Here is a 21,973-nt window from a genome sequence, read left to right as displayed (position 1 = left end):
ATGCAAAAATTTACATTTATTCAAAGTTTTTATCGAATGTTGTTGTCAAAATCACATAATCATTAGTGAGGGATTTTATTTTTAGATAATTGATTTTTAATGTTTTTTATTTTTATTGCGCCGCTTGTGGATTGGGGGCTTGCTATCTTTTTGAATTGATTATGCTTAATTTTAAAACAACCTAACGGCTTTCGTGGGCGGATATGGGAGAATGAGGATTAAGTCATAGGTGATTGAGTGTGCGTTTTGACAGGGTAAATTTTGACATATTATGTCGATTATCCGAAACTCTGCTGTTATAGTGCAGTAAAGGACACTCTCATTTCAGGGGGAAATATGGAGTTTTCAAATCCGATTTTAGTGTGGGCAGTGGTTGGTTTAGTGTTAATGCTCGCCGAAATAGTGGTTCCAGGTGGCATAATAGTGTTGCTGGGTGCGGCTTGTTTAGTCGTGGCAGGTGCGTTAGGCATAGGACTGGTCGAAGGTGTCGTGCAGAGCATGACTCTGTGGTTTATCTCTGCCATTGTGTTGTTATTGGTTTTCAGACAAGTCACTCAGAAGCTCGTTGGTGGTGATTCCCATGTGGATAACACGGATGAAGCAATCGAACTATACAATCAAATTGTTCGCGTAAAGCAGACCATAGGTCCTGGGCAAACACCCGGGCGGGTGGAGTTTCAAGGTAGTGAATGGCCAGCGCTTGGCGATGGCAGCATTATTGAGGCGGGTACCGAAGTCAGAATTATTTGTCGTGAAAATATCGCTCTAGTCGTTGAGCCTATTTCAATAGAAGCTTCCAAAAACTAAAGGATGGAATCTATGTTTGTATTTACCTTAGTCATTTTATTTATCTTTTTTATTCTTTATAAGTTGATGTTAATTGTGCCGATGCGTGAAGTGCATGTCATTGAGCGTCTTGGCAAATTCCGCGCAGTATTAGACCCCGGATTTCATATTTTGATCCCTTTTTTCGATCGCGTCTCCTACCGTCACGATACCCGTGAGCAAGTATTAGATGTGCCGCCACAGAGTTGTATCTCCAAAGATAACACTCAACTTGAAGTGGACGGCTTAGTCTACCTAAAAGTGATGGATGGCAAATTGGCGAGTTATGGTATTGAAAACTACCGTAAAGCAGCGGTGAATTTAGCCCAGACCACTATGCGATCTGAAATCGGCAAGCTGAGTTTGAGTGAGACTTTCTCTGAACGTGATAGCTTAAATGAATCAATAGTGCGGGAAATAGATAAGGCTTCCGAGCCATGGGGGATCAAGGTATTGCGCTATGAAATTCGTAATATCACGCCTTCACGCCATGTGATCCACACTCTTGAGAAGCAGATGGAAGCTGAGCGTCGTAAACGTGCCGAAATTACCTTAGCGAATGCCGAAAAAGCCGCGATGATCAATATGTCTGAAGGTGAGCGCCAAGAGGCCATTAACCTGTCAGAAGGTCAAAAACAGAAACGGATTAATGAAGCTAAAGGTACAGGTCAGGAGATCGCTATCATAGCCAAAGCAAAATCCGAAGGTATGGCAATGATCTCGCAAGCATTAGCCGTCAATGGCGGTACAGATGCGATGAATATGCTATTAAAAGAACAGTTTATTGCTCAAGTTGGCAAGATCCTCATTGATGCACAAGTCTCTGTTGTTCCCGCTGAAATGGCAAAACTTGAAGGTTTCTTCGAAGGCATGGAGCAAGTCACTCAGACTATGAGTGGCCAGAATAATCTTGGCAAAGGAGCGCGATAATGAATATTCCAGTAGATACAGATTTGATTGTGATGGCGATTTGGGGCCTGATATTTGCCATTTTTGTGATTAAACTATTTCAATCGATCCGCCTAGTACCCACTAAATCGGCTTTTATTGTTGAGCGTTTAGGTAAGTATCACAGTACGTTAGATGCAGGGTTCCATACCTTGATCCCCTTTGTGGATAAAGTGGCTTTTATTCATGATTTGAAAGAAGAAACCATTGACGTACCACCGCAGGAATGTTTCTCGAGCGACGAAGTAAACGTTGAAGTGGATGGGGTGATTTATATCTCTGTGACTGACCCAGTGAAGGCCAGCTATGGTATTACTGATTATCGTTATGCAGCAATTCAGTTGGCGCAAACGACGACACGCTCTGTCATCGGGACACTTGATCTTGATCGTACGTTTGAAGAGCGTGATGTGATTTCAGCCAAGGTAGTGCAAGTCTTAGATCAAGCGGGTGCCCTGTGGGGAATACGCGTGCATCGTTATGAAATTAAAAATATTACACCACCTGAAACCGTTAAAAATGCCATGGAAATGCAAGTAAATGCCGAGCGTGAGCGCCGTGCATTATTGGCTAAGAGTGAAGGTGACAAACAGAGTAAAATTAACCGTTCTGAAGGGGTTAAAGCTGAAACGGTAAACCGTTCTGAAGGTGAGATGCAGCGCCGGATTAACGAAGCCGAAGGTAAGGCTGAGGAAATTTTAACCATTTCCCGCGCAACGGCAGAATCGATTGAACGTCTCGCCTCTGTTATTGCCGCGCCGGGTGGTCACAATGCCCTGCGGATGCAACTCGGTGAGCAATACTTTAAACAGCTCGATGGCTTAAGCCAGAAGAATAGTCGAGTCGTATTGCCGGGTAATATGGTGGATTTCGATTACTGGATGAATAGCATAGGCTTAACGGAAGAAAAACCGAGCTAAGGCTGTGGTTAAAATCTGAAACTAGCTAGTTCATTAAGGTCAAATACTCAGGTGTTTGGCCTTATTTTTTGGCTGAAATTTGATTCTGTGTGATGGAGAGTGGGTGGGTTAGACAGCTTCTGTTGAATGAACCGCCAGAAGCTGCAGTTGGGCATAGTTAAATTTTTCATTGAATGGAAGGCTAATAAGCTAGGCGTTCATGAATTTGGGAATGGGCGTGGGTTTCAATGAGCTTGGCAATTTGGTTTTGTTCTAATTGCTGAAGTGCAGAAATTTCGTCATAAATCTTGTCTTGAACATCCAGTGGCATGCGCACATGTTCCATAAACATCCTAATTCCCAGCATGTCGCCACTCTTGAACAATTGGCTGAATTCGGTGGCTTCTATCTCGATTAATGCATTCATAATACTTCACCCTGAGGTTGGATTTGACACAGATACAGCGGTCTTGCTGTTAATTAAGAGATACGCCTAAGTTTGATCTAGGTCAATTAAACTGCATATTAATCTTTCTTAATAAAGGATTTTGTTGTTTATAAATAATGGGTTATAAATTTAGTAGATCAGCAAATTTGAAATGAGTTGTTGTTTAAAACTGAGTTTTTATGGGCGGGCAGAGTCAATGCGTGAGTCATGTCATACGGATAAAAAAATAGCGACGAGCGATAAAACGCTAGTCGCTATTTATTCTTAATAGTCTATCAGGAGTAGGCTAAAGCCTTATTTAGGAATCGCCAGAATCTGGCAACCATTAATCCCCGCTTTTTGCAGTGTATGACGTTTACGCTCTGCATCACGTTTACGCTCGAAGGGGCCTAAAGCAACCTTGTACCATACGCCAGTCGTACCTTCGACTTGTCTCACTTGCGCCTCTAAACCTTGGAAAGCGATGACGGCTTTCATCTCGTTCGCCTGTGATTCTTGGCGGAAAGAAGCACACTGCAACTGATATTGCATCGGTGTTCTGCTCGCAACAATATCGGGAATATCGACCTCAACATGCTTATTTTCAAGCTCGTTGAGATAGGTCCATTCTTCCTTTGGTTGTGGTGGCAGAGCATTAGGATCCTTCTTTGGCGGAACAATAAGCTCAGCAGTTTCAGTTGTCTCTACTGGGATAACGACCGCTTGGCGTTCAGGTTCTTTGACCTTAGGAGTAAGCACCGCTGTCTCTTGAGGCTTAACTTGCACTTCCGTTTTCTTGGCCGGAGCGGGTATCGGCTTCACTTCTTGCTTAGCATTATCTTTAATGCTTGACAGGAAATAGACGAAACAACCCACAGCGAGTATGACAAAGCCTATCAAGGTCAGCGGCAGCTTCTTACGCGGCGCCGATTTAGATTGTGAAGGCTTTGCTCGAGTTGGGCGAGTCGCGCGGATTGGGCGCGGTTTAGCGCCCGACTGCGGCCTTCTATTGGCATAATCGCGATTACTCATGGCTTACATCCGCTCTAAGGTTTCAATACCGAGTAGATTTAGGCCTTTTTGTAATGTACGAGCCGTCAGTTGCGCGAGTAATAAACGGCTGTTCTTTTGCGCATCATTATCGGCGGCAAGCACTGGACAAGCTTCGTAGAAGCTAGAGAAAGCACCCGCTAATTCATATAAATAAGCACACAGTACGTGCGGCTGACCTTTATCGACAACACGATTGAGGATCTCACCGAACTGCGCCAACTTATTACCGAGATCTTTCTCTTTTTCATGCTCAAGCACGATTTTCGCTTGGCTGAGATCCAGATCGGTTACTCGCTTGAATATGCCCGCAACACGGGTGTAAGCGTACAGCAGGTAAGGTGCGGTATTGCCTTCGAAGCTGAGCATTTGTTCAAAGCTGAAAATGTAATCACTGGTACGGTTTTTCGACAAGTCAGCATATTTAACGGCGCTGATCCCAACGACACGGGCGATTTCAGTCAGCGTGGCCTCATCCATATCAGGATTTTTGCTACGAACGAGTTCTAGCGCGCGCACATTGGCTTCTTCTAACAGGTCAACTAACTTAACGACACCGCCGCTACGGGTTTTGAATGGACGGCCATCTTCGCCGTTCATAGTGCCAAAACCTAAGTGTTCTAATGACATATCTTCACGGACAAACTTAGCCAGTTTCGCTAGGCTAAAGACTTGTTGGAAATGCAGTGCCTGACGTAGGTCAACAAAATACAGTACGCGATCGGCTTTTAACACGTTCGAGCGGTAGCGCATTGCCGCAAGATCTGAGGTGGCATACAAATAGCCGCCATCGGCCTTTTGGATGATCACTGGCAGTGGCTCACCTTCTTTATTACGGAAGGCTTCTTGAAACACAACTTTGGCGCCGTTGCTTTCGGTTAATAAACCTTGGGCATCTAAATCTTTAACCACTTGCTCGAGAGCGGCGTTATAGGCACTTTCACCGTGCACGTCGGCGCGGGTTAGGCTCACACCTAAACGGGCGTAGACTTCATGGCAGTGGCTTAACGAAATGTCATTAAATTCGCGCCACAGTTTGTTGCAATACTCGTCGCCAGATTGCAGTTCAACCACTAACTGACGAGCGCGGGTGGCGAATTCTGCTGATTCGTCGAAACGCAGTTTCGCGGCGCGATAAAAGTTTTCTAAATCAGACAGTTCAAGTTGCGCTTTCTCACCGTTTTTGGCGCGCAGCTCTTCCATATAGGCCAGCAACATACCAAATTGTGTGCCCCAGTCGCCCACATGGTTTTGACGGATAACCTTGTGGCCTAAAAATTCCAGCGCACGCACCACACTGTCACCAATGATGGTTGAACGTAGATGGCCTACGTGCATTTCTTTGGCGAGGTTGGGTGAAGAGTAATCGACAACAACGGTTTGTGGTGTCGGTAACTTAATGCCTAAATGCTCATCGTTGACGGCATTTTGCAGTTGATCTGCTAAGGCGCTGTCGTTGATGAAAAAGTTGATAAAGCCTGGTCCTGCAATTTCAACCTTAGCCACAAAAGCCGAAGCCGGTAAGGTATCTATGATCAGTTGGGCTAATTCGCGTGGATTCTTGCCTGCGACCTTGGTTAGCATCATGGCTAAGTTGGTTGCCAAGTCGCCATGACTCTTATCCTTGGTTCGATCTACCTGAATGCGTGCTTCAAAGTCAGCAGGCACAATACCTTGTTGTTTAAAGGATTCTAGAGTTTGTTCAAGTAATGATTGGATATGTGATTTCATGGGTTCTAATCGGCACTAACTTTAAGAGTGAATACAGGGAATAACCGCATATTTTAGCCGTTTGTGGTTAACAATTGCTATCTTCCCGATGATTTTTTATCAAATGGCACTTAAATACTTATCAAATACTCGACTCAGAGGAGATCCTGCGGATCTCTGTCTAAGCTCCATCGGCAGCGTTTAGCTTCGATAAGTTGTTCTACAAGCGGATGAATACGTTCAAACTCTTGTTGCAAGCGATTGCGGTTTTTAGCTTGGAATAAGAGTTGGCGGCGGAACTTGCCAGCTTTTTTATCTAAAGGTGCAGGCATAGGGCCAATCACCTCAAATTCTTTATCTTGGGGCAAGAGCGCGGCGAAGGCGTTGAGAAAATTATCGGCATCACTGGCTAAATGCGCTTCGGCGCGCACCAACACCATGTGCCATGCTGGTGGCAGCAGTGCCTGTTGACGTTCTTTGAGCTGGCTGCGAGCAAACTCGCCATAACCGCGGTGCAGCAAATCCCGCAAAATGGGATTGTCGCTCTGGTGAGTTTGCAATAATACCGTGCCGGGTTTACTGGCGCGCCCTGCGCGACCTGCAACTTGGGTATAGAGTTGTCCAAAACGTTCGGGCGCGCGGAAGTCGGCGCTAAATAAAGCGCCATCGACATCGAGTAACCCAACAAGCGTCACATCAGGGAAGTGGTGGCCCTTAGCTAGCATTTGCGTGCCGACGAGGATTTTATATTCCCCCTTATGAATCGCATTTAAGTGGGTTTCTAATGAACCCTTAAGGCGGGTCGTATCACGGTCGATGCGCACTACTGGATGTTTAGGAAACTCTTGTTGCAGCGCTTCGGCGAGCTGTTCTGTGCCTATGCCTTGGCCCATCAACATAGTGCTGCCACATTTGTGACACTGCTTGGGGATGGCGTATTGATTGCCACAATGGTGACAGCAAATTTCGCCAAGGGATTGATGTACAGTGAAAAACGCGTCGCAGCGGTCGCATTCGTGTAAGTGCCCACACTCGTGGCAAAGCAGGGCTGGTGCGAAGCCGCGGCGATTGAGAAACAACAAGACTTGGTTGCCTGCATCTAAATGCTGGCGGATTTCGTTCAGTAACGGCACTGACATACCGGCTTTCAGCGGCATATTTTTAATGTCGATAATGCCTTGGCGCACTTTTTTAGCCGCACCAGCGCGTTCACCCAATTGTAAATGATGGTAACGGCCGCTTAAGGCATTTTGTAGACTTTCGAGTGAGGGCGTCGCTGTGCCCAAAATCACCGGAATCGCTTCTAAATGGCCACGCATGACTGCCAAGTCGCGGGCATGATAACCAACACCTTCCTGTTGCTTGAAGCTACTGTCGTGTTCTTCATCGAGTATGATGATGCCGGGATACGCCATAGGTGTGAACAAGGCTGAGCGGGTGCCGATAATGATTGCAGCCTGACCACAGCGGGCTTGGCGCCATGCTTCGAGTCTCTGATTGTCGGTTAACCCTGAATGCAAAATGGCAACATTGACTTTGAAGCGGCGCTTAAAGCGATTGATTGTCTGGGGTGTTAAGCCGATTTCAGGCACTAAAATTAACGCTTGTTTGCCTTGCTTGAGGATTTCTTCGAGTACAGCAAGATAGACTTCCGTTTTACCCGAACCGGTAATGCCTTCTAATAAAGTACAGTGATATCCTTGTTGCAGATTTAAAGTGGCAACGGCGACGGCTTGTTCTTTATTGAGTTTATGTGGCGTTTCGTCCATTTCGAGTGTGGTGCGCCAGTCGAGATTAAGCTCGGCAATTTTTTCATGGCGTGCCACCCAGCCTTTATCTTCTAAGGCTTTAAGCGCCGCTTTACTGATGTCTAAGCTGATAACCTCTTCTTGGGTTAAGCTGGCGGTTTTGAGTAACTCGAGTAGTTTTTTCTGTGCGGGTGCGCGTTTAACCGCTTCGGGCGCAATATTTTGGCCTATTTCAGTTAATTGCCAGAATTGGATTTTTTGTGGCGCGGCATCGAGCCCTTTACGCAGGGCCACAGGTAAGGCTTGGGTTAGCATCTGCCCTTGGCTGCAAAAATAGTATCTCGCAGCCCAAAGAGTTAATTTATAAAGTGATTCAGGCAGTAAAGGTTTATCGTCGATAAACTCGAGCACAGACTTAATTTGCTTTGGGGCTAAGCTGCAAGACTCAGAGATACCTGTGACTAACCCGATCAATTGTTGACGACCGAAGGGAACTTTAACGCGCACACCTATTTGCGGTGTACTAGGATAGGATTCGGGTACGCGGTAGCTAAAGGTTTGCCGCATAGGCACAGGTAACGCAACTTCGACAAACAATGACATATGCAGGCAAGTCTTAGACAAGAATGTGGTTTAGTGTACTCAGCGCGGCTGGCTAGGGCTAGCCCTAATGATGGTTTACCAAGGATAGTTGAGAGTAAATAAATGGCTAATATAGTGAAATCATTAGGTCTACTTGCTTTGGTGTGCAGTGCACCTAGCATGGCACAAGTCTCCCATGTGAGTATTAATAGCCGGATGTTTGAATTAGGCGCTTACCCTAAACTCAGGGTGAATGTGATCGCAGACAATCAAGATATGTCGCGCTTAGAGTTTGTCGTGCAGCAAGCTAGCGGCGAAGAAAGGTTAATGGTTGAGGAGATTAATCGCTTTTTAGTTTTACTCACTGGCGTTGAAGATGTGAAGGATAGCAGCGCTAAACTCTTAGTGAGAGAGTATCGCCTTGACCGATGGTATGACGTCAAAAGTATCAATTTATTCGGTGCGGCTAAACCTGCCTCTGCCGCGTTAACGACAAAAGCGGTTTCGGACACTAAAAATACCACTACAGCGGGCGCCCCCAAAAGTGCGGATAAAGTGGGCATTAAGCCTGTAAAAGTGGTGGCAGAATCAAAGCCACTTGAAGAGGTAATGCCCGCAGTGACTGTTGCTACTGCTGCAAATACCCAATCCAAAGTGCTAACGGTAGAAGTGGTGACTGGCTTTAGATTTCCTGAAGCCGCGAATAAACAAAATACGTCGGCTACTGAGATAAACGCCTTCGCTAAAACCTCTGAGACGATTGCTGTTGAAAAAGGGGCAGTTGAAAATGCTGCAACTGAAACTGTGGTTCCAGAAATAGTGAAAACGGCAAATAATGAGCAGAAACAGAATATTGCTGAAACGGCCTCACAGACGCCCGAACATTGCCAGTTAACGTATCTTGCTGGCGAGACGTTGTGGCGTATCGCTAATCGATATGCCAAGGATTGGGATGTGAGTGTATATGGCGCTATGTTGGCGATTTACGAGGCAAATCCTGTGGCTTTCTCGAAGAATAGAATCAATGCACTCAAGAGCAATGCGGTGCTATCTTGTCCTTCGAAAATGATTTTGGATCAGCATTCTGATGCTAAAGAGGCGCGGGCGGTATTTGAGGCTAAAGAAGCGGGAAAATAAGCCGCTTAACTAAAGTCAAAATAGACACAGATTAACCGGCAAACGCTCAGATAATCTACTTGTATCCCTTGTAGGTATGCTGTACCATTCTGCGCCCTAAACATATTGTTATTAACATGCATGTGGTGTCCGACTACGGGTTGGAAGAGCGACATGGCCTTACACTTTTGAGGTAACCCCAATGAAACCAGGTATCCACCCAACATACGCTATCATCACTGCAAACTGTACTTGTGGTAACGTTATCAAAGTAAACTCTACTGCTGGTAAAGATCTGCATTTAGACGTATGTGGTGCTTGTCACCCATTCTACACTGGTACACAAAAAGTTGTTGATACCGGCGGTCGTATCGACAAGTTCAACAAGCGCTTTGCAGTGCTTGCAAAGAAATAATTGCGATTGCAATGTTTCTAGAAAAGGCGCCTATGGCGCCTTTTTGCTTTTTGTTATTCGTCGATTTTCTTTATTCCGCTTATTCTACATATCTAGCTGGTACGACTTCACTCAATAAATAGTCAACTTATTTTGTATTGAGAGTTCAAGTGTATAATTCGACTTATTTATAGCAATTAACTATAAGATAAATATGCTAGTCGCCATATATTGTAATTTAACCAACATTTTTGAGATTAAGTCGCTACAACTAGCGCAGTAACTACAAAATATATGTTTGTTTCCTACAAAACATATTAAGAAATGCAGCTTTATTATAGGAGATAAGTTTATAAAACTAAGCTTAGAGGGTCTATTTGGCGGCTAAAGTGAAATTTATGAATCTCTTATTTATAAATTCCCCTTATTGGCGTATCTTACCCCGACCAGCCAGACTATTAACATCACCCTTTGGTGAGACTAGATGTGTGTTGGTAGGTCTTACTCTCATAAATTATAAATGTCGCATTTCAGGATTTTAAAATGTCAGATATTCGTCAACAAGCACTCGATTATCATGAATTCCCCATACCAGGCAAAACCGCAGTTTGCCTTACCAAACCCGCCGAAACGAGTCACGATCTCGCCCTAGCTTATAGCCCTGGTGTGGCTGAGCCAGTACGCGAAATCGCTGCAGATCCTGACAATGCGTATCGTTATACCAATAAAGGTAATACGGTTGCCGTGATTACCAATGGTACGGCTATCTTAGGTTTAGGGAATTTGGGCCCTTTGGCTTCTAAACCTGTAATGGAAGGTAAAGCATTATTGTTCAAGCATTTTGCGAATATCGATTCGACAGATATTGAGATTACGCATAATACGCCTGAGGAATTTATCAATACTGTTGCTGCGATTGCTGACACTTTTGGTGGTATCAATCTTGAAGATATTAAAGCGCCCGAATGCTTTGTTATCGAACGTGAATTGATTGCTCGTTGTAAAGTACCTGTATTCCATGATGATCAACACGGCACCGCAATCGTGACTGCGGCGGGTATGATCAATGCGCTGGAAATTCAAGGCAAGTTGATAAGCGACGCGACTTTTGTGTGTATGGGCGCGGGGGCTGCTGCCATCGCTTGTATGACTATGCTGGTAAAATGCGGTGCGAATCGCGCCAACATTTACATGCTAGACACTAAAGGTGTTATTCATTCTGGCCGTACAGATCTTAATGAATATAAAGCACTATTTGCGAATGATACTGATAAACGCACGCTTCTTGATGTTATTAAAGGCGCAGACGTATTTTTAGGTCTATCAGGTCCTGACGTCATTGGTGCAGAAGAAGTCGCGCTGATGGCCGATAAGCCAGTGATTTTTGCGTGTTCTAACCCAGATCCTGAAATCAAACCTGCACTTGCTCATGCAACGCGTAGTGATTTGATCATGGGTACGGGTCGTAGCGACTATCCAAACCAAGTGAATAACGTATTGTGTTTCCCATTTATTTTCCGTGGTGCATTGGATGTGCGTGCGTCTTGCATTAATGATGAGATGAAAATTGCGGCAGTTCATGCAATTGCATCACTGGCAAAAGAGCCTGTACCCGCGAGTGTATTGAAGGCTTACCCTAATGTGACGTCGTTGAGTTTTGGCCCAGAATACGTGCTGCCAAAACCTATGGACCCACGTTTATTGCCAAATGTCGCCCGTGCTGTTGCACAAGCGGCTATCGACTCTGGTGTGGCTGCAATCACCACTTTACCTAAATACGCCGACTAGGCTAAAAGTGGTAAAAACATCGAAAAGAGGCTAATTAGCCTCTTTTTTGTTTTTAAGTGGACATTAAAGTCACAGCGTCTTAGTTGCCTTTTAGGTTATGCTACTGAATAATCAACGGACAACTTTGTTGTACTCCTGTTAAAATAGCACAAATAATTATAATAATCCTGCAGGATAGCGGATAGATGAAATTCACCCGAATGTTAACTACAAAATTAACCAGCTTTTGGTTAATGTCATTAGCCGCTATCGCCTTCGTATTTTTGCTGAGCGCTATGATGAGTTTCGTGCAGCTGACCTATAAATTTCAGCAGCAAAAAGTAGCTGAACTCGAAACTATGTTAGTCGATCAGTTCCAACACCAACCTGATTGGGAGCTAGAGGCTTGGCTACCGCCTATGCTGCTTGCTTACAATGCCGTTAATTTTCGGTTGACCTTGAAAGATGAAGTGTTATTTGCCTATGAAGGCAACCTTTCTACGCAAAATGCGATGGTGTATGACCATGTGCTAGAGCCGACATCAGGCTTGCGTATGCAGTTAACCTTGACTCAGCCCTTTGAACATTACACTTTCAGTTGGTATGAAATTCTGATTTTGTTGGTCGGTATCTTAGCCGTGGCCGCCTTAGTGCGTTTTGGTCATTTATGGTTTTCCCAGCAATTGGATGGCATTGAAGAATTAGCCTTACGCAGTCGATTGATTCTGCAAGGTAAGCATGAACAAGCACTCGCTACCCCCGGAAATGGTAAACCAAGGCTGATTAACCGTGCTTTGACTAAGTTGTTAGAAGAGTTACAAGACGCTCAAAAGGAGCGGGGGCGTTTCGACAAATTCATCCGTTCTAATACCTTTCTCGATGCGGAAACGCGCATTGGTAACCGACTCTTTTTGAATAATCGTCTCGACGCCCTTAGTCATAATCAGGCTATGCTTGCCCACGGGGTGATCTATTTATTAGAAATGGATGATCTGGATTTATTGCAGCAATTCCAAGGTGAAGCTGTGACGAAAGAGCTATTAAACTCGACAGTTAATGCGATAAGTCAATTACTGCAAACTCAAGCTAATAGTATTTTTGCCCGTCGCTCCCATAATCAATTTGCCATAGTCGTGCCGCAAATCTCCTTAATTGAAGCGGATCAATTTGCTAGCAAGTTACTCAAGATATGTCTAAGCCAGCCTTTGCCTGATGTTGAGAATCGCGATAACTTTTTCCACCTCGGATGCGCTTATTTTACCGCAGGCGATAATGCGGCTCAGTTAATTGAAGAAGCCGATATGGCTTTGAGGGCGGCACAATTACAGGGTAATAGTAATTGGTTTATGTACGACAAAGGCGCGATTGATGAAGAATTTGCCAAAGGCTCAGTGCGTTGGCGAAGCTTTTTAGAAAACGCGTTAGTGCAGCGGCGCTTTTTTCCCTTTAGCCAACCCATAATCGACTCCGATGGTAATGAGCACCATAAAGAGATATTTACGCGGGCTCGGGATAATCAGGGGGCGTTAATCCGTGCCACACTGTTTATTCCAATGGCTAATAAATGTGGCTTAATGCCACAGGTCGAACGGCAAATTATTGAGCGGGTATTGTTATTATTGTCGAATGAATTAGCAGACGGCATATCGAATGCTCAAACAGTTAAGACATCAGCGCCGCAGATATACAGTATTAATCTGAGTTTGGATTCGCTAATGAGCCGAGCCTTCACTCAATGGCTAAAAACGACGCTATTAGAATATCGCCATCTAACCACGCGACTGATTTTCGAAGTGTCTGAAGATGTCGTTATTCAACATCAAGAAAAGTTGCAGCCTAAATTAGATATGATCCGTAAAATGGGCGCGAGATTATGTGTCGACCATGTGGGTCAGCAGGTTGTCGGTACTTATTACATTCGCGAATGCCATTTTGATTTAATTAAGTTACACAGATCCATCGTGCGTCATATTCATTTACGACCAGAAAACCAATTATTTATTCGCAGTTTGATTGGTGGTTTATATCGAACGGAAGTACAAGTCTGCGCCGAAGGGGTAGAAGTCTTTGAAGAGTGGCAGACACTGCAAATCCTCGGTGTTGGCGCAGCGCAAGGAATGTATTTCAGTGAACCCATAGAGGCTAAGTAAGGGAAGTTCAGTGTTTGGGTGATTAATGTCGTCTTAGAGACAAATAGATCCTATTATTCACGTATTTATCTATAAAATACGAGCATTTGCGGCTAAACTAGCCAGTGCCAAAAATATGACGTTTGCGGTTTTTATTCTGTATCGAGCAGGTCATAGGTCAAGGAGCACTGGAGAGTGGAGTGACAGGAAGTTTGTGCGAAAGAGACTACTCAAGCTTTTAAATTCAGTTGGTTATAGGCATCTTTATGGAAAAAAGTCTTATAGGTCGATTAGCCTTTTGGCAGAAGAGAACAGAACCGACTAGCCTTGGTGTCTATGTCTGCGCCGACAAATTATGGGTTTACGCACCTGCCCAAAAAGAAAATGCTGAGCAGTGGTTACCCTTTGAGCTGAAAGATGAGCACTGGTCATTGGCGTTTGCTGCTGTGGCTAAATCCTTTCCCAATGCACAGTTACAGCTGATTTTGGCTTCAGGCCTTTATCAATTACTACTGACCGATAAACCGAATGTCGATACTGTCGAGTTATCCCAAGCTTTGCTGTGGTCAATTAAAGACATGGTCACGCTATCTGTACCGCAAATCCATTTGGATTACTTTGAGTCACCCATTCCGAGTAATAAAATCAATGTTGTGGTGGTGGATAAAGCTAAGTTAGTGAGCATGGTGCAGGCCATTCATGAACAAGATTTACAACTTTTCGGTATTAGTATCGAAGAGTTAGCCGTAACTAACCTATTTAATGATGACAACCAAGCGCGTCTGGTAGTAAGCCATAATCCCGGTCAAGAATTGCTACTGACTGTGGTTAAGCAAGGTCAGCTGTATATGCAGCGTCGCGTGCGCGGATTTACTCAATTGGATAAGACTCAAGCGGATGAGTTAAGTTATGGCATGGCAGACAATTTAAGCTTAGAAATTCAGCGTTCTATGGATTATTTTGAAAGTCAATTGAGACAGGCTCCGGTATCTTCTATCGAACTCCTCGCCGATGGTGCCGTGGATGCTTTAGCTAAGTTAGTCTCGGCAAACTTCAATCAAGCTGTGAATGTCATTGATAAAAGCTGTGTTGGCGCGCGAATGGCGGGATTAGCCTTTGCTGAATTTTATCGAGGTACTGAGTGATTAAATACCGAGTCAATCTTTACACTCCTTCATTATTACCCCCGAAGCAAAGATTAATCTTTGCGCGTTTAAGTGCTTACGCCTTGGTTTTTGCGATCTTATTTGCGGTTTTAGGTGGTTATAGCTACTGGCAAGTCAGTGAGTTACAACAGGCCCAGCAGTTGGCTGCCCAACAAAAGCAGCAATTCGATACCCAAAAACAGGCATTAGAAGCACAAATTGCTGCGCGTAAACCCGATGCCGATCTTGTTGCGCGAGTCGATTTAGCGGAACAACAGTTAGAGCTGAAGCAATTACTCATGGGAGAATTGAGTCTTAGGACTTCTTTAACTAGCCGTGGTTTTGCGCCAGTTCTTAAAGATTTAGCCGTCGTGTCGGATGCGAGTGTTTGGCTTAGTCATATCGTCATTAATAAGCAAGATTTTATGTTCGAAGGTTTTGCCGACCATCCTCAAAGCATTCCGCAGTGGATTGGCAAACTTAAAACTACGCAGACTTTAAAGGGGCAAGCTTTCTCGTCGATGAGCATGGATCGCGGTGAAGATAAACCTTTGGCCTTTACCTTGAAAAGCGATAACAAGGAGGAAGCCGCGCAATGAAGCAAAAGTTAGCCCAATTAGGACAACAGTTTGATGCGCTAAGTCGCCGTGAGCGAGTGTTGATCTCAGTCGCCATTCTGGCTGTGGTCGGCATGCTGAGTTATTTACCCTTAGAGTCCCTGTGGAAAACCCATGTGGCTGTTTCACAACAGCTAAAAGCCTTAGATCAGGAAAACGCGATTTCGGCTCAGCAGATTGACTTGTATCAGCAACGTTTAGCGTTAGATCCCAATCAAGATTACCAACAGCGTTTAGTGTTGTTGCAACAACAAAATCAAGCCCTAGATGCCCAGCTCGATGAGCAGATGGTGGATATGGTGCCGGCAGACTATATGCCGCAGTTGCTGGGTAATTTACTAGGACAAGTGCAAGGGATTAAATTAATTAAGTTTATGTCGATAGCGCCCATCCCTTTATTACCTGTGGGTGAAGAGAAAAAACTCAATCTATATAGCCATGGTATTCGCTTGAGTCTTGAGGGCGATTATTTTTCTGTGTTGCGCTTTGTTGAAGCCGTTGAGGCCATGCCAGATAAACTTTATTGGAAGCGTCTCGACTATAAAGTCGCAGAATATCCAAAAGCGACCATTGAGATTGAACTTTATACCTTGAGTATTAATAAGGACTTTATCAGTGTTTCTAAATAAGTCTTATATTATCAGTGTGTTGTTATTGGTTAGTAGCCCTATGGTGTCTGCTGAATCGCTGCGCGACCCGACTTTGCCCGGTAAAGGCTTTGCTGTGCAGGGTCATGCGAGTCAAATGCAGGATCAGGCGCTTGTACTTAACAGCATAGTAAGCTCAGGAAACACGGCTTATGCTGTGATAAATAACAAGATATTGTCTGTTGGCGACAGCGTTCAGGGGCTGAGTATCGTTAAAATTACCCCCACTTATGTATCGCTGTCCGATGGACGGAAATTGACATTGTTTCAAGCAATAACAGAGAGATAGGGAATACACCTCAGATGAAAGCGATTAAATACTTTACACCTCTGCTCTCACTTTGCCTTGTGGCGTGTCAGACCACAAATAGGCCACAGCCGGAGGCGAGTAAGGCAGAATTAGCGGCCTCAATGGCGACGGCAACGGCATCAACGACGCCACCGCCTGCGACTATGCCGGACGCGGTTCAGCGGGAATTGAACTCAGGCGCATTGCTATCAGGTTTGACCCCCACGTTGGAAACTGAGCGTCGTTTTGATGTATCAGCCCACGATGTTGATGCTAAAGTATTTTTTCCAAGCTTAGTCCAAGGTACACCGCTGAGTGTTGCCGTACATCCTGACGTGCAAGGTACGATTTCATTATCCCTTAAAGGTGTGACGTTAACTGAAGCAATTCAAGTGGTTGAAGATATCTACGGCTACGAAGTCAGTCGCGAAGGGCGCATCCTAAGAGTGTTTCCTGCTGGGATGCGTACCGAGACGTTTCCGCTGAATTATCTCTATATGGAACGCGATGGCTTATCTGTGACGTCAGTGAGTTCAGGACGGATTTCGGATAGCAATAATTCCAATAGTAATTCGAACAATAACAATTCAAACAATAGCGGCTCGAATAATAACAATAACTCGAACAGCAGTAATGGCAATAACTCGAGCAGTAACGGCGGTAGCGATAGTAGCAACGGTACTTTTATCCGTTCGCGTACTAAGACAGATTTTTGGGGGGAGTTGAAAGAGACATTATCCTCGATAATCGGTGAAACGGGTGGCGGTCGTCAGGTTGTTGTTACGCCGCAGGCGGGTTTAGTGACTATTCGTGCTTTTCCTAGTGAATTACGCCAAGTGCGTACTTTCTTAAATTCCGCAGAAAGTCATTTGCAGCGCCAAGTGATTTTAGAAGCGAAGATCCTCGAAGTCACATTATCCGATGGTTATCAGCAAGGTATCCAATGGGATAATGTGCTGGGACACGTTGGCAATACGAATGTGAATTTTGGTACATCAGCGGGCCCTGGTTTAAACGATAAAATCACCTCGGCGATTGGTGGTGTGACCTCGCTGAGTATTAAAGGTTCTGACTTTACGACCATGATCAATCTGTTAGATACCCAAGGTGATGTGGATGTATTGTCTAGCCCAAGGGTCACTGCATCGAATAACCAAAAAGCGGTGATCAAAGTCGGTACTGATGAGTACTTTGTCACCGACGTTTCATCGACCACAGTTGCGGGTACAACGCCTGTGACCACTCCACAAGTCGAGCTTACGCCGTTTTTCTCGGGCATAGCCTTAGACGTTACGCCGCAAATTGATAGTGACGGCAATGTGTTATTGCACGTGCATCCATCCGTTATCGATGTGAAAGAGCAGACTAAAGACATCAAAGTGAGTGACGCTTCGTTGGAGCTACCTTTAGCGCAGAGTGAAATTCGTGAGTCTGATACTGTCATCCGCGCCGCCTCCGGTGACGTAGTCATCATCGGTGGCTTGATGAAGAGTGAAAACATTGAAGTGGTATCGCAAGTGCCTTTGTTGGGTGATATTCCTTTCCTCGGTGAATTGTTTAAAAACCGTAGTAAGCAGAAGAAGAAAACCGAGCTTATTATTCTGTTAAAACCTACGGTAGTTGGCGTTGATACCTGGAAAACGGAGCTACAACGTTCTAAGACCTTATTAGATCGTTGGTATCCGGAGACAAAGTAAGCTTCTATGTATCAGAAGCATTTTGGCCTAAGCCTCGCCCCATTTTCACTGACACCCAATACCGGATTTTTTTTCGGCCTGTCGCCACATGTGGAAGCCTTGCAAGTGTTGCAAACTGCGCTACAAACGGGCGAAGGCTTTATCAAGGTGACAGGGGAAGTGGGGACTGGCAAAACGTTGATTTGCCGCAAGCTTATCAACGAATTGCCGAGTCAGTTTCATTGCGCATATTTGCCTAATCCTTATCTCACTCCTACTGAATTACGCTGGGCGGTAGCGAGTGAGCTGGGCCTTAAATACGCCAGCAATATCGACCAACAGCAACTCACTGGACTTATTCAACAGCAGCTTTTAGCCTTGAGCGCCCACGGGCACGCCATCGTATTGGTACTCGATGAAGCGCAGGCATTGCCGGACGACAGTCTTGAGGCGCTGCGGTTATTCACTAATCTGGAAACCGAGACACGCAAATTATTACAGGTAGTGTTATTTGGGCAACCCGAACTCGATGACAGGCTTAAACGCCAAGAATTTAGGCAATTAAGACAGCGGATTACTTTTAGCTACAATCTTCGCCCACTGACATGGGATGAAACCGACGCTTATCTTCGCCACCGATTAGCTATCGCTGGGCGTGCGGGCGAACCACTCTTTACATCACGGGAAACACGTCAGATAGCCTATGCGTCCCGAGGGATCCCCAGATTGATCAATATTCTTGCCCATAAAGCCTTGTTACTGAGTTTCGGCGAGGGCGCTACTCGTGTGCAAACCTCCCACGTTAAAGCCGCAATTCAAGACACCGAAGATGCAAGTGTTCGCCGATTATTATCGTGGAAATGGTTGCCTTTTTTCACTTTGATGACAGTGGCTTTCGGTTTGGGATTACAACACTTTTTCAGGGGTGTTGTATGAGCGTGATCAACAAGATGCTGCAGGATCTCGACAAGCGTCAGCAGGGGCATGAGCTCAGCAACGTGGCTCAGCCACAGGTGCAATATTTAGCGCGCAGGCGGGCTCCGTTTAACGGGCTGCTGCTCTGTGGTGTGTCATTGCTATTAGGTGGCGCTCTGGTTTATGGCTGGCAACTTTTCATGGCAAAGCCTGCTGAAGTGACTATTTCGGCTCAAACAAATGGGCAAAATGAATCTACTCAGACTCAAATCGAGCCTGTGCAGGTAGACAAGATTACTTCGAGGCAGCCTTCAGCAAGCCTCGAAGTCGTCGAAGAACCGCTTAACGTTGCGACTATGCAGGAGTTTACGACTAAGAGTGGAGAGCTTGAACCCAGTGTCGACGACGTTGTACTTAATCAGCCGCAAGAATTTGAATCAGAAAACGAGGTTGAACAAGAGTCACAACGGCAACAAGATGAGAGCTCAGCACTCGCAGATGACCTAGTCGATACGGCAAGCGAGCCAAGCCATTCACAGTCGAATCGTGTCACATCGAGTGTGCGAAGCGCCGAGGTCACTGCTGCCGCACCCTCTGCATTAATGATGTCAGAACGTGCCAGTGTTGCCGCCGATAATGAACTTAACGCGAGCAATGAGCTTAAAGTACAAGAAGTTAAAGCTGATGCAGGCACTAATCGACTCACGCCCCAACAGCAAGGGCAAATGGCGATTACTGAGGTGAAGTTGACCCCAAAGCAGTTGGCGCAGAAGCGGTTCACCTTAGCGAGTGAGGCTGAAAGGGATGGCAAACTCAAAGATGCCATTAGTTATTATGAGCAAACATTAGGCTTTGATCCCAGTATGCATGAAGCGCGCAAGCAGTTAGCTGCGCTACATTATGGGCAAGGTCAATTAGCCAAAGCCAGTGAAGTGTTACAGCAAGGCATGCTGTTATTCCCACAGCAGTTAGACTTTGCCTTATTGCTTGCTCGGGTTCAGCAAGCCTCTGGTCAGGCTGATCTCGCATTAGTGACGTTAGCCAACATACCTGACACGCATCCGCTGGCGAGACAAAAGTGGATGGTACAATCGGATTTGGCGCAAAAGTTAGGGCAGTTTTCGTTGTCAGAACAAGCCTATAGACAATTATTGCAACAAGAACCTCAACAGGCTAAATGGTGGATGGGGCTGGCCTATGCGCTCGATTCGCAGCAGCAATTTCCCCAAGCACGCCAAGCCTATCGGACTGCTTTAGGCCATAGAGGCTTATCGGCGCAGGCGAGTGCCTTTATTGAACAACGTTTGACTCAGCTAGGAGATAGCCAATGAAACCCAGATTAAAAATGCGTTTGGGCGATCTGTTAGTTCAAGAAGCCATTATTACTGAAGCGCAGTTGCAACAGGCGTTGGCCGAGCAGCGCAATACGGGCAAAAAACTGGGTCGTACTCTGATTGATTTGCAATCGATTACCGAACATCAGTTACTGCAGTTCTTGTCGCAACAATTGAATGTGCCTTTGCTGGATATCAGTAAAATGCCTATCCCTGCGGAAGTGGTGCATCTTATTCCTGAGGTGCAAGCACGACGTTTCCGCGCTTTAGCGGTTGAAGACCGGGGCGATAGCGTATTGGTTGCAATGAGCGACCCCGCGGATTTGCAGGCGCTCGATCACCTCGAAATGCTTATCGCACCTAAGCGTTTGAAGTTAGCGGTAGCGCCCGAGCAGCAACTGCTGCAAGCGTTTGATAACTTATATCGCCGTACAGACCAAATTGCCCAGATCGCTGGTAAGCTCGAAGAGGAATACGCCGCCGATGAGATGTTCGATTTAGCCAGTCTGACTTCGGGTGACAGTGACAATGAAACCACAGTGGTTAAGTTGCTGCAGTCGATTTTTGAAGATGCAGTGCAAATGCGCGCCTCGGATATTCATATCGAACCCGGTGATAAAGCCTTACGTATTCGCCAGCGTATCGATGGTCAGCTACATGAAACGATTCTGAATGAAGTTAATATTGCTGCGGCTTTAGTATTACGACTTAAGTTGATGGCAGGTCTCGATATTTCCGAGAAACGTTTGCCGCAGGATGGTCGTTTCCATATGGAAATCAAAGGTCATCATATCGATGTGCGTATGTCGACTATGCCGATTTACCACGGCGAATCTGTGGTGATGCGTTTGCTCGATCAATCGGCGGGTTTATTGACCTTAAACGAAACCGGTATGCCGCCTGCTATTTTGGCGCGTATTCGTAAACAGATTAAACGTCCCCACGGCATGCTACTGGTCACAGGTCCAACGGGTAGCGGCAAAACGACCACCTTGTACGGTATTTTGAGCGAGCTCAATACCGCCGACCGTAAGATCATCACGGTCGAAGATCCGGTCGAATATCAATTGCCGCGGATCAACCAAGTACAAGTTAACCATAAGATTGGCTTAAACTTTTCAAATGTACTACGCACCACCTTACGTCAAGACCCCGATATCATCATGGTGGGGGAAATGCGTGACCAAGAAACCGTGGAGATTGGCCTTAGGGGCGCATTAACGGGTCACTTTGTGCTATCGACCTTGCATACCAACGATGCGGTCACCAGTGCGCTACGTTTACTCGATATGGGTGCTGCGAGTTATTTAGTTGCTAGTGCCTTAAGGGTGATTATTGCCCAGCGTTTAGTGCGCCGTGTCTGCCATAACTGTGGGGTAGAGTATCAACCAACACCGCAGGAAAAAGCCTGGCTGAGTAGTGTGAGCCGCAAAGATTTTACCCATGCGAATTTTAGGATTGGCACGGGTTGCCAGAGTTGTAATGGCAGTGGTTATCGCGGGCGGATCGGTATTTTTGAAATCCTCGAGCTAGACGAAAAGATGATCGATGCTATGCGTACTGGTAATCCGCAGGATTTTGCCAGAGCCGCGTTGCAGAGCCCTAACTTCACCCCACTCGCTGAGTCAGCTTTGCAATATCTGAGTGAAGGCATGACGACGATTGAAGAGGTTGCTAAGTTGGTGGAAGACGTGAGTGAATCTCAGATACCTTTGTCGAAGGATATTATCAGCCAACAAGGCGTTGAGGCGTAAT

19 protein-coding genes are annotated in these 21,973 nt (G+C 45.6%); 15 read left to right on the top strand and 4 right to left on the bottom strand.

The annotated features are described in order from the left end of the window. The first annotated feature begins 336 nt into the window (after positions 1–336). The 3 genes from L5L91_RS16750 to L5L91_RS16740 are packed head-to-tail and all read left to right on the top strand — an operon-like array spanning position 337 to position 2,693. A complete protein-coding gene (locus L5L91_RS16750) occupies positions 337–807 on the top strand; it encodes an NfeD family protein (protein WP_263237186.1) in 471 nt (156 codons plus the stop codon). A 12-nt stretch (positions 808–819) separates the two neighbouring features. After that, positions 820–1,755: an SPFH domain-containing protein gene (locus L5L91_RS16745; protein ID WP_263237184.1), complete on the top strand. Its 936-nt coding sequence runs from the start codon at positions 820–822 to the stop codon at positions 1,753–1,755. Continuing rightward, positions 1,755–2,693 carry an SPFH domain-containing protein gene (locus L5L91_RS16740; protein WP_168825701.1) on the top strand — a complete coding sequence of 313 codons (939 nt, stop codon included), beginning with the start codon at positions 1,755–1,757 and terminating at the stop codon, positions 2,691–2,693. The genes L5L91_RS16745 and L5L91_RS16740 overlap by 1 nt, the downstream gene beginning before the upstream one ends. A 181-nt stretch (positions 2,694–2,874) precedes the next feature. Here L5L91_RS16740 and L5L91_RS16735 read toward each other — a convergent pair whose 3' ends face one another. The 4 genes from L5L91_RS16735 to priA form a co-directional block, all read right to left on the bottom strand. Then, a complete protein-coding gene (locus L5L91_RS16735) occupies positions 2,875–3,099 on the bottom strand; it encodes a hypothetical protein (protein WP_006083282.1) in 225 nt (74 codons plus the stop codon). 315 nt (positions 3,100–3,414) lie between these two features. Further along, positions 3,415–4,131 carry an SPOR domain-containing protein gene (locus tag L5L91_RS16730; RefSeq protein WP_168825699.1) on the bottom strand — a complete coding sequence of 239 codons (717 nt, stop codon included), beginning with the start codon at positions 4,129–4,131 and terminating at the stop codon, positions 3,415–3,417. Positions 4,132–4,134: 3 nt separating this feature from the next. After that, positions 4,135–5,880: an arginine--tRNA ligase gene (gene argS, locus L5L91_RS16725; protein ID WP_263237182.1), complete on the bottom strand. Its 1,746-nt coding sequence runs from the start codon at positions 5,878–5,880 to the stop codon at positions 4,135–4,137. A gap of 134 nt (positions 5,881–6,014) precedes the next feature. After that, complete coding sequence (priA, locus tag L5L91_RS16720; protein ID WP_263237180.1) at positions 6,015–8,210, bottom strand: primosomal protein N'; 2,196 nt, start codon at positions 8,208–8,210, stop codon at positions 6,015–6,017. Between the two features lie 102 nt (positions 8,211–8,312). Here priA and L5L91_RS16715 point away from each other — a divergent pair, with 102 nt between their 5' ends. The 12 genes from L5L91_RS16715 (at position 8,313) to L5L91_RS16660 (ending at position 21,972) form a co-directional block, all read left to right on the top strand. Further along, complete coding sequence (locus tag L5L91_RS16715) at positions 8,313–9,326, top strand: FimV/HubP family polar landmark protein (RefSeq protein WP_263237178.1); 1,014 nt, start codon at positions 8,313–8,315, stop codon at positions 9,324–9,326. A 181-nt stretch (positions 9,327–9,507) separates the two neighbouring features. After that, on the top strand, positions 9,508–9,720 hold the full coding sequence (gene rpmE / locus L5L91_RS16710; RefSeq protein WP_063883331.1) for a 50S ribosomal protein L31: 213 nt from the start codon (positions 9,508–9,510) through the stop codon (positions 9,718–9,720). Positions 9,721–10,242: 522 nt separating this feature from the next. Beyond that, complete coding sequence (locus L5L91_RS16705) at positions 10,243–11,487, top strand: malic enzyme-like NAD(P)-binding protein (protein ID WP_219250680.1); 1,245 nt, start codon at positions 10,243–10,245, stop codon at positions 11,485–11,487. 185 nt (positions 11,488–11,672) lie between these two features. After that, positions 11,673–13,616, top strand: a complete 1,944-nt coding sequence (csrD, locus tag L5L91_RS16700; protein ID WP_263237176.1) for an RNase E specificity factor CsrD — start codon at positions 11,673–11,675, stop codon at positions 13,614–13,616. A gap of 245 nt (positions 13,617–13,861) precedes the next feature. Next, positions 13,862–14,740, top strand: a complete 879-nt coding sequence (locus L5L91_RS16695; RefSeq protein WP_263237174.1) for an MSHA biogenesis protein MshI — start codon at positions 13,862–13,864, stop codon at positions 14,738–14,740. Next, positions 14,737–15,339 (top strand): fimbrial assembly protein, encoded by a 603-nt coding sequence (locus tag L5L91_RS16690; protein ID WP_263186525.1) that lies wholly within the window; start codon positions 14,737–14,739, stop codon positions 15,337–15,339. The genes L5L91_RS16695 and L5L91_RS16690 overlap by 4 nt, the downstream gene beginning before the upstream one ends. Next, on the top strand, positions 15,336–15,986 hold the full coding sequence (locus L5L91_RS16685; RefSeq protein ID WP_263186524.1) for an MSHA biogenesis protein MshJ: 651 nt from the start codon (positions 15,336–15,338) through the stop codon (positions 15,984–15,986). Before L5L91_RS16690 ends, L5L91_RS16685 begins: the two co-directional genes overlap by 4 nt. Continuing rightward, on the top strand, positions 15,973–16,293 hold the full coding sequence (locus L5L91_RS16680; protein WP_263237172.1) for an MSHA biogenesis protein MshK: 321 nt from the start codon (positions 15,973–15,975) through the stop codon (positions 16,291–16,293). The genes L5L91_RS16685 and L5L91_RS16680 overlap by 14 nt, the downstream gene beginning before the upstream one ends. Positions 16,294–16,307: 14 nt before the next feature. Then, the gene (gene mshL, locus L5L91_RS16675; RefSeq protein WP_263167673.1) at positions 16,308–17,990 is read left to right on the top strand and encodes a pilus (MSHA type) biogenesis protein MshL; all 1,683 of its coding nucleotides are present in this window, start codon (positions 16,308–16,310) and stop codon (positions 17,988–17,990) included. 6 nt (positions 17,991–17,996) lie between these two features. Continuing rightward, on the top strand, positions 17,997–18,905 hold the full coding sequence (locus L5L91_RS16670; protein ID WP_263186522.1) for an ExeA family protein: 909 nt from the start codon (positions 17,997–17,999) through the stop codon (positions 18,903–18,905). Beyond that, entirely contained in the window at positions 18,902–20,215 is a 1,314-nt protein-coding gene (locus tag L5L91_RS16665) for a tetratricopeptide repeat protein (protein WP_263237170.1), read from the top strand. The genes L5L91_RS16670 and L5L91_RS16665 overlap by 4 nt, the downstream gene beginning before the upstream one ends. Next, entirely contained in the window at positions 20,212–21,972 is a 1,761-nt protein-coding gene (locus L5L91_RS16660) for a GspE/PulE family protein (protein WP_113940085.1), read from the top strand. Before L5L91_RS16665 ends, L5L91_RS16660 begins: the two co-directional genes overlap by 4 nt. Position 21,973 lies beyond the last annotated feature (1 nt).

The sequence above is a fragment of the Shewanella sp. SM55 genome, assembly GCF_025654025.1.
In the GTDB taxonomy this organism is placed as follows: Bacteria; Pseudomonadota; Gammaproteobacteria; order Enterobacterales; family Shewanellaceae; genus Shewanella; species Shewanella oncorhynchi.
The sequence above is the reverse complement of the archived record's forward strand: the minus strand, read 5'-3'. Positions and strand labels throughout refer to the sequence as shown.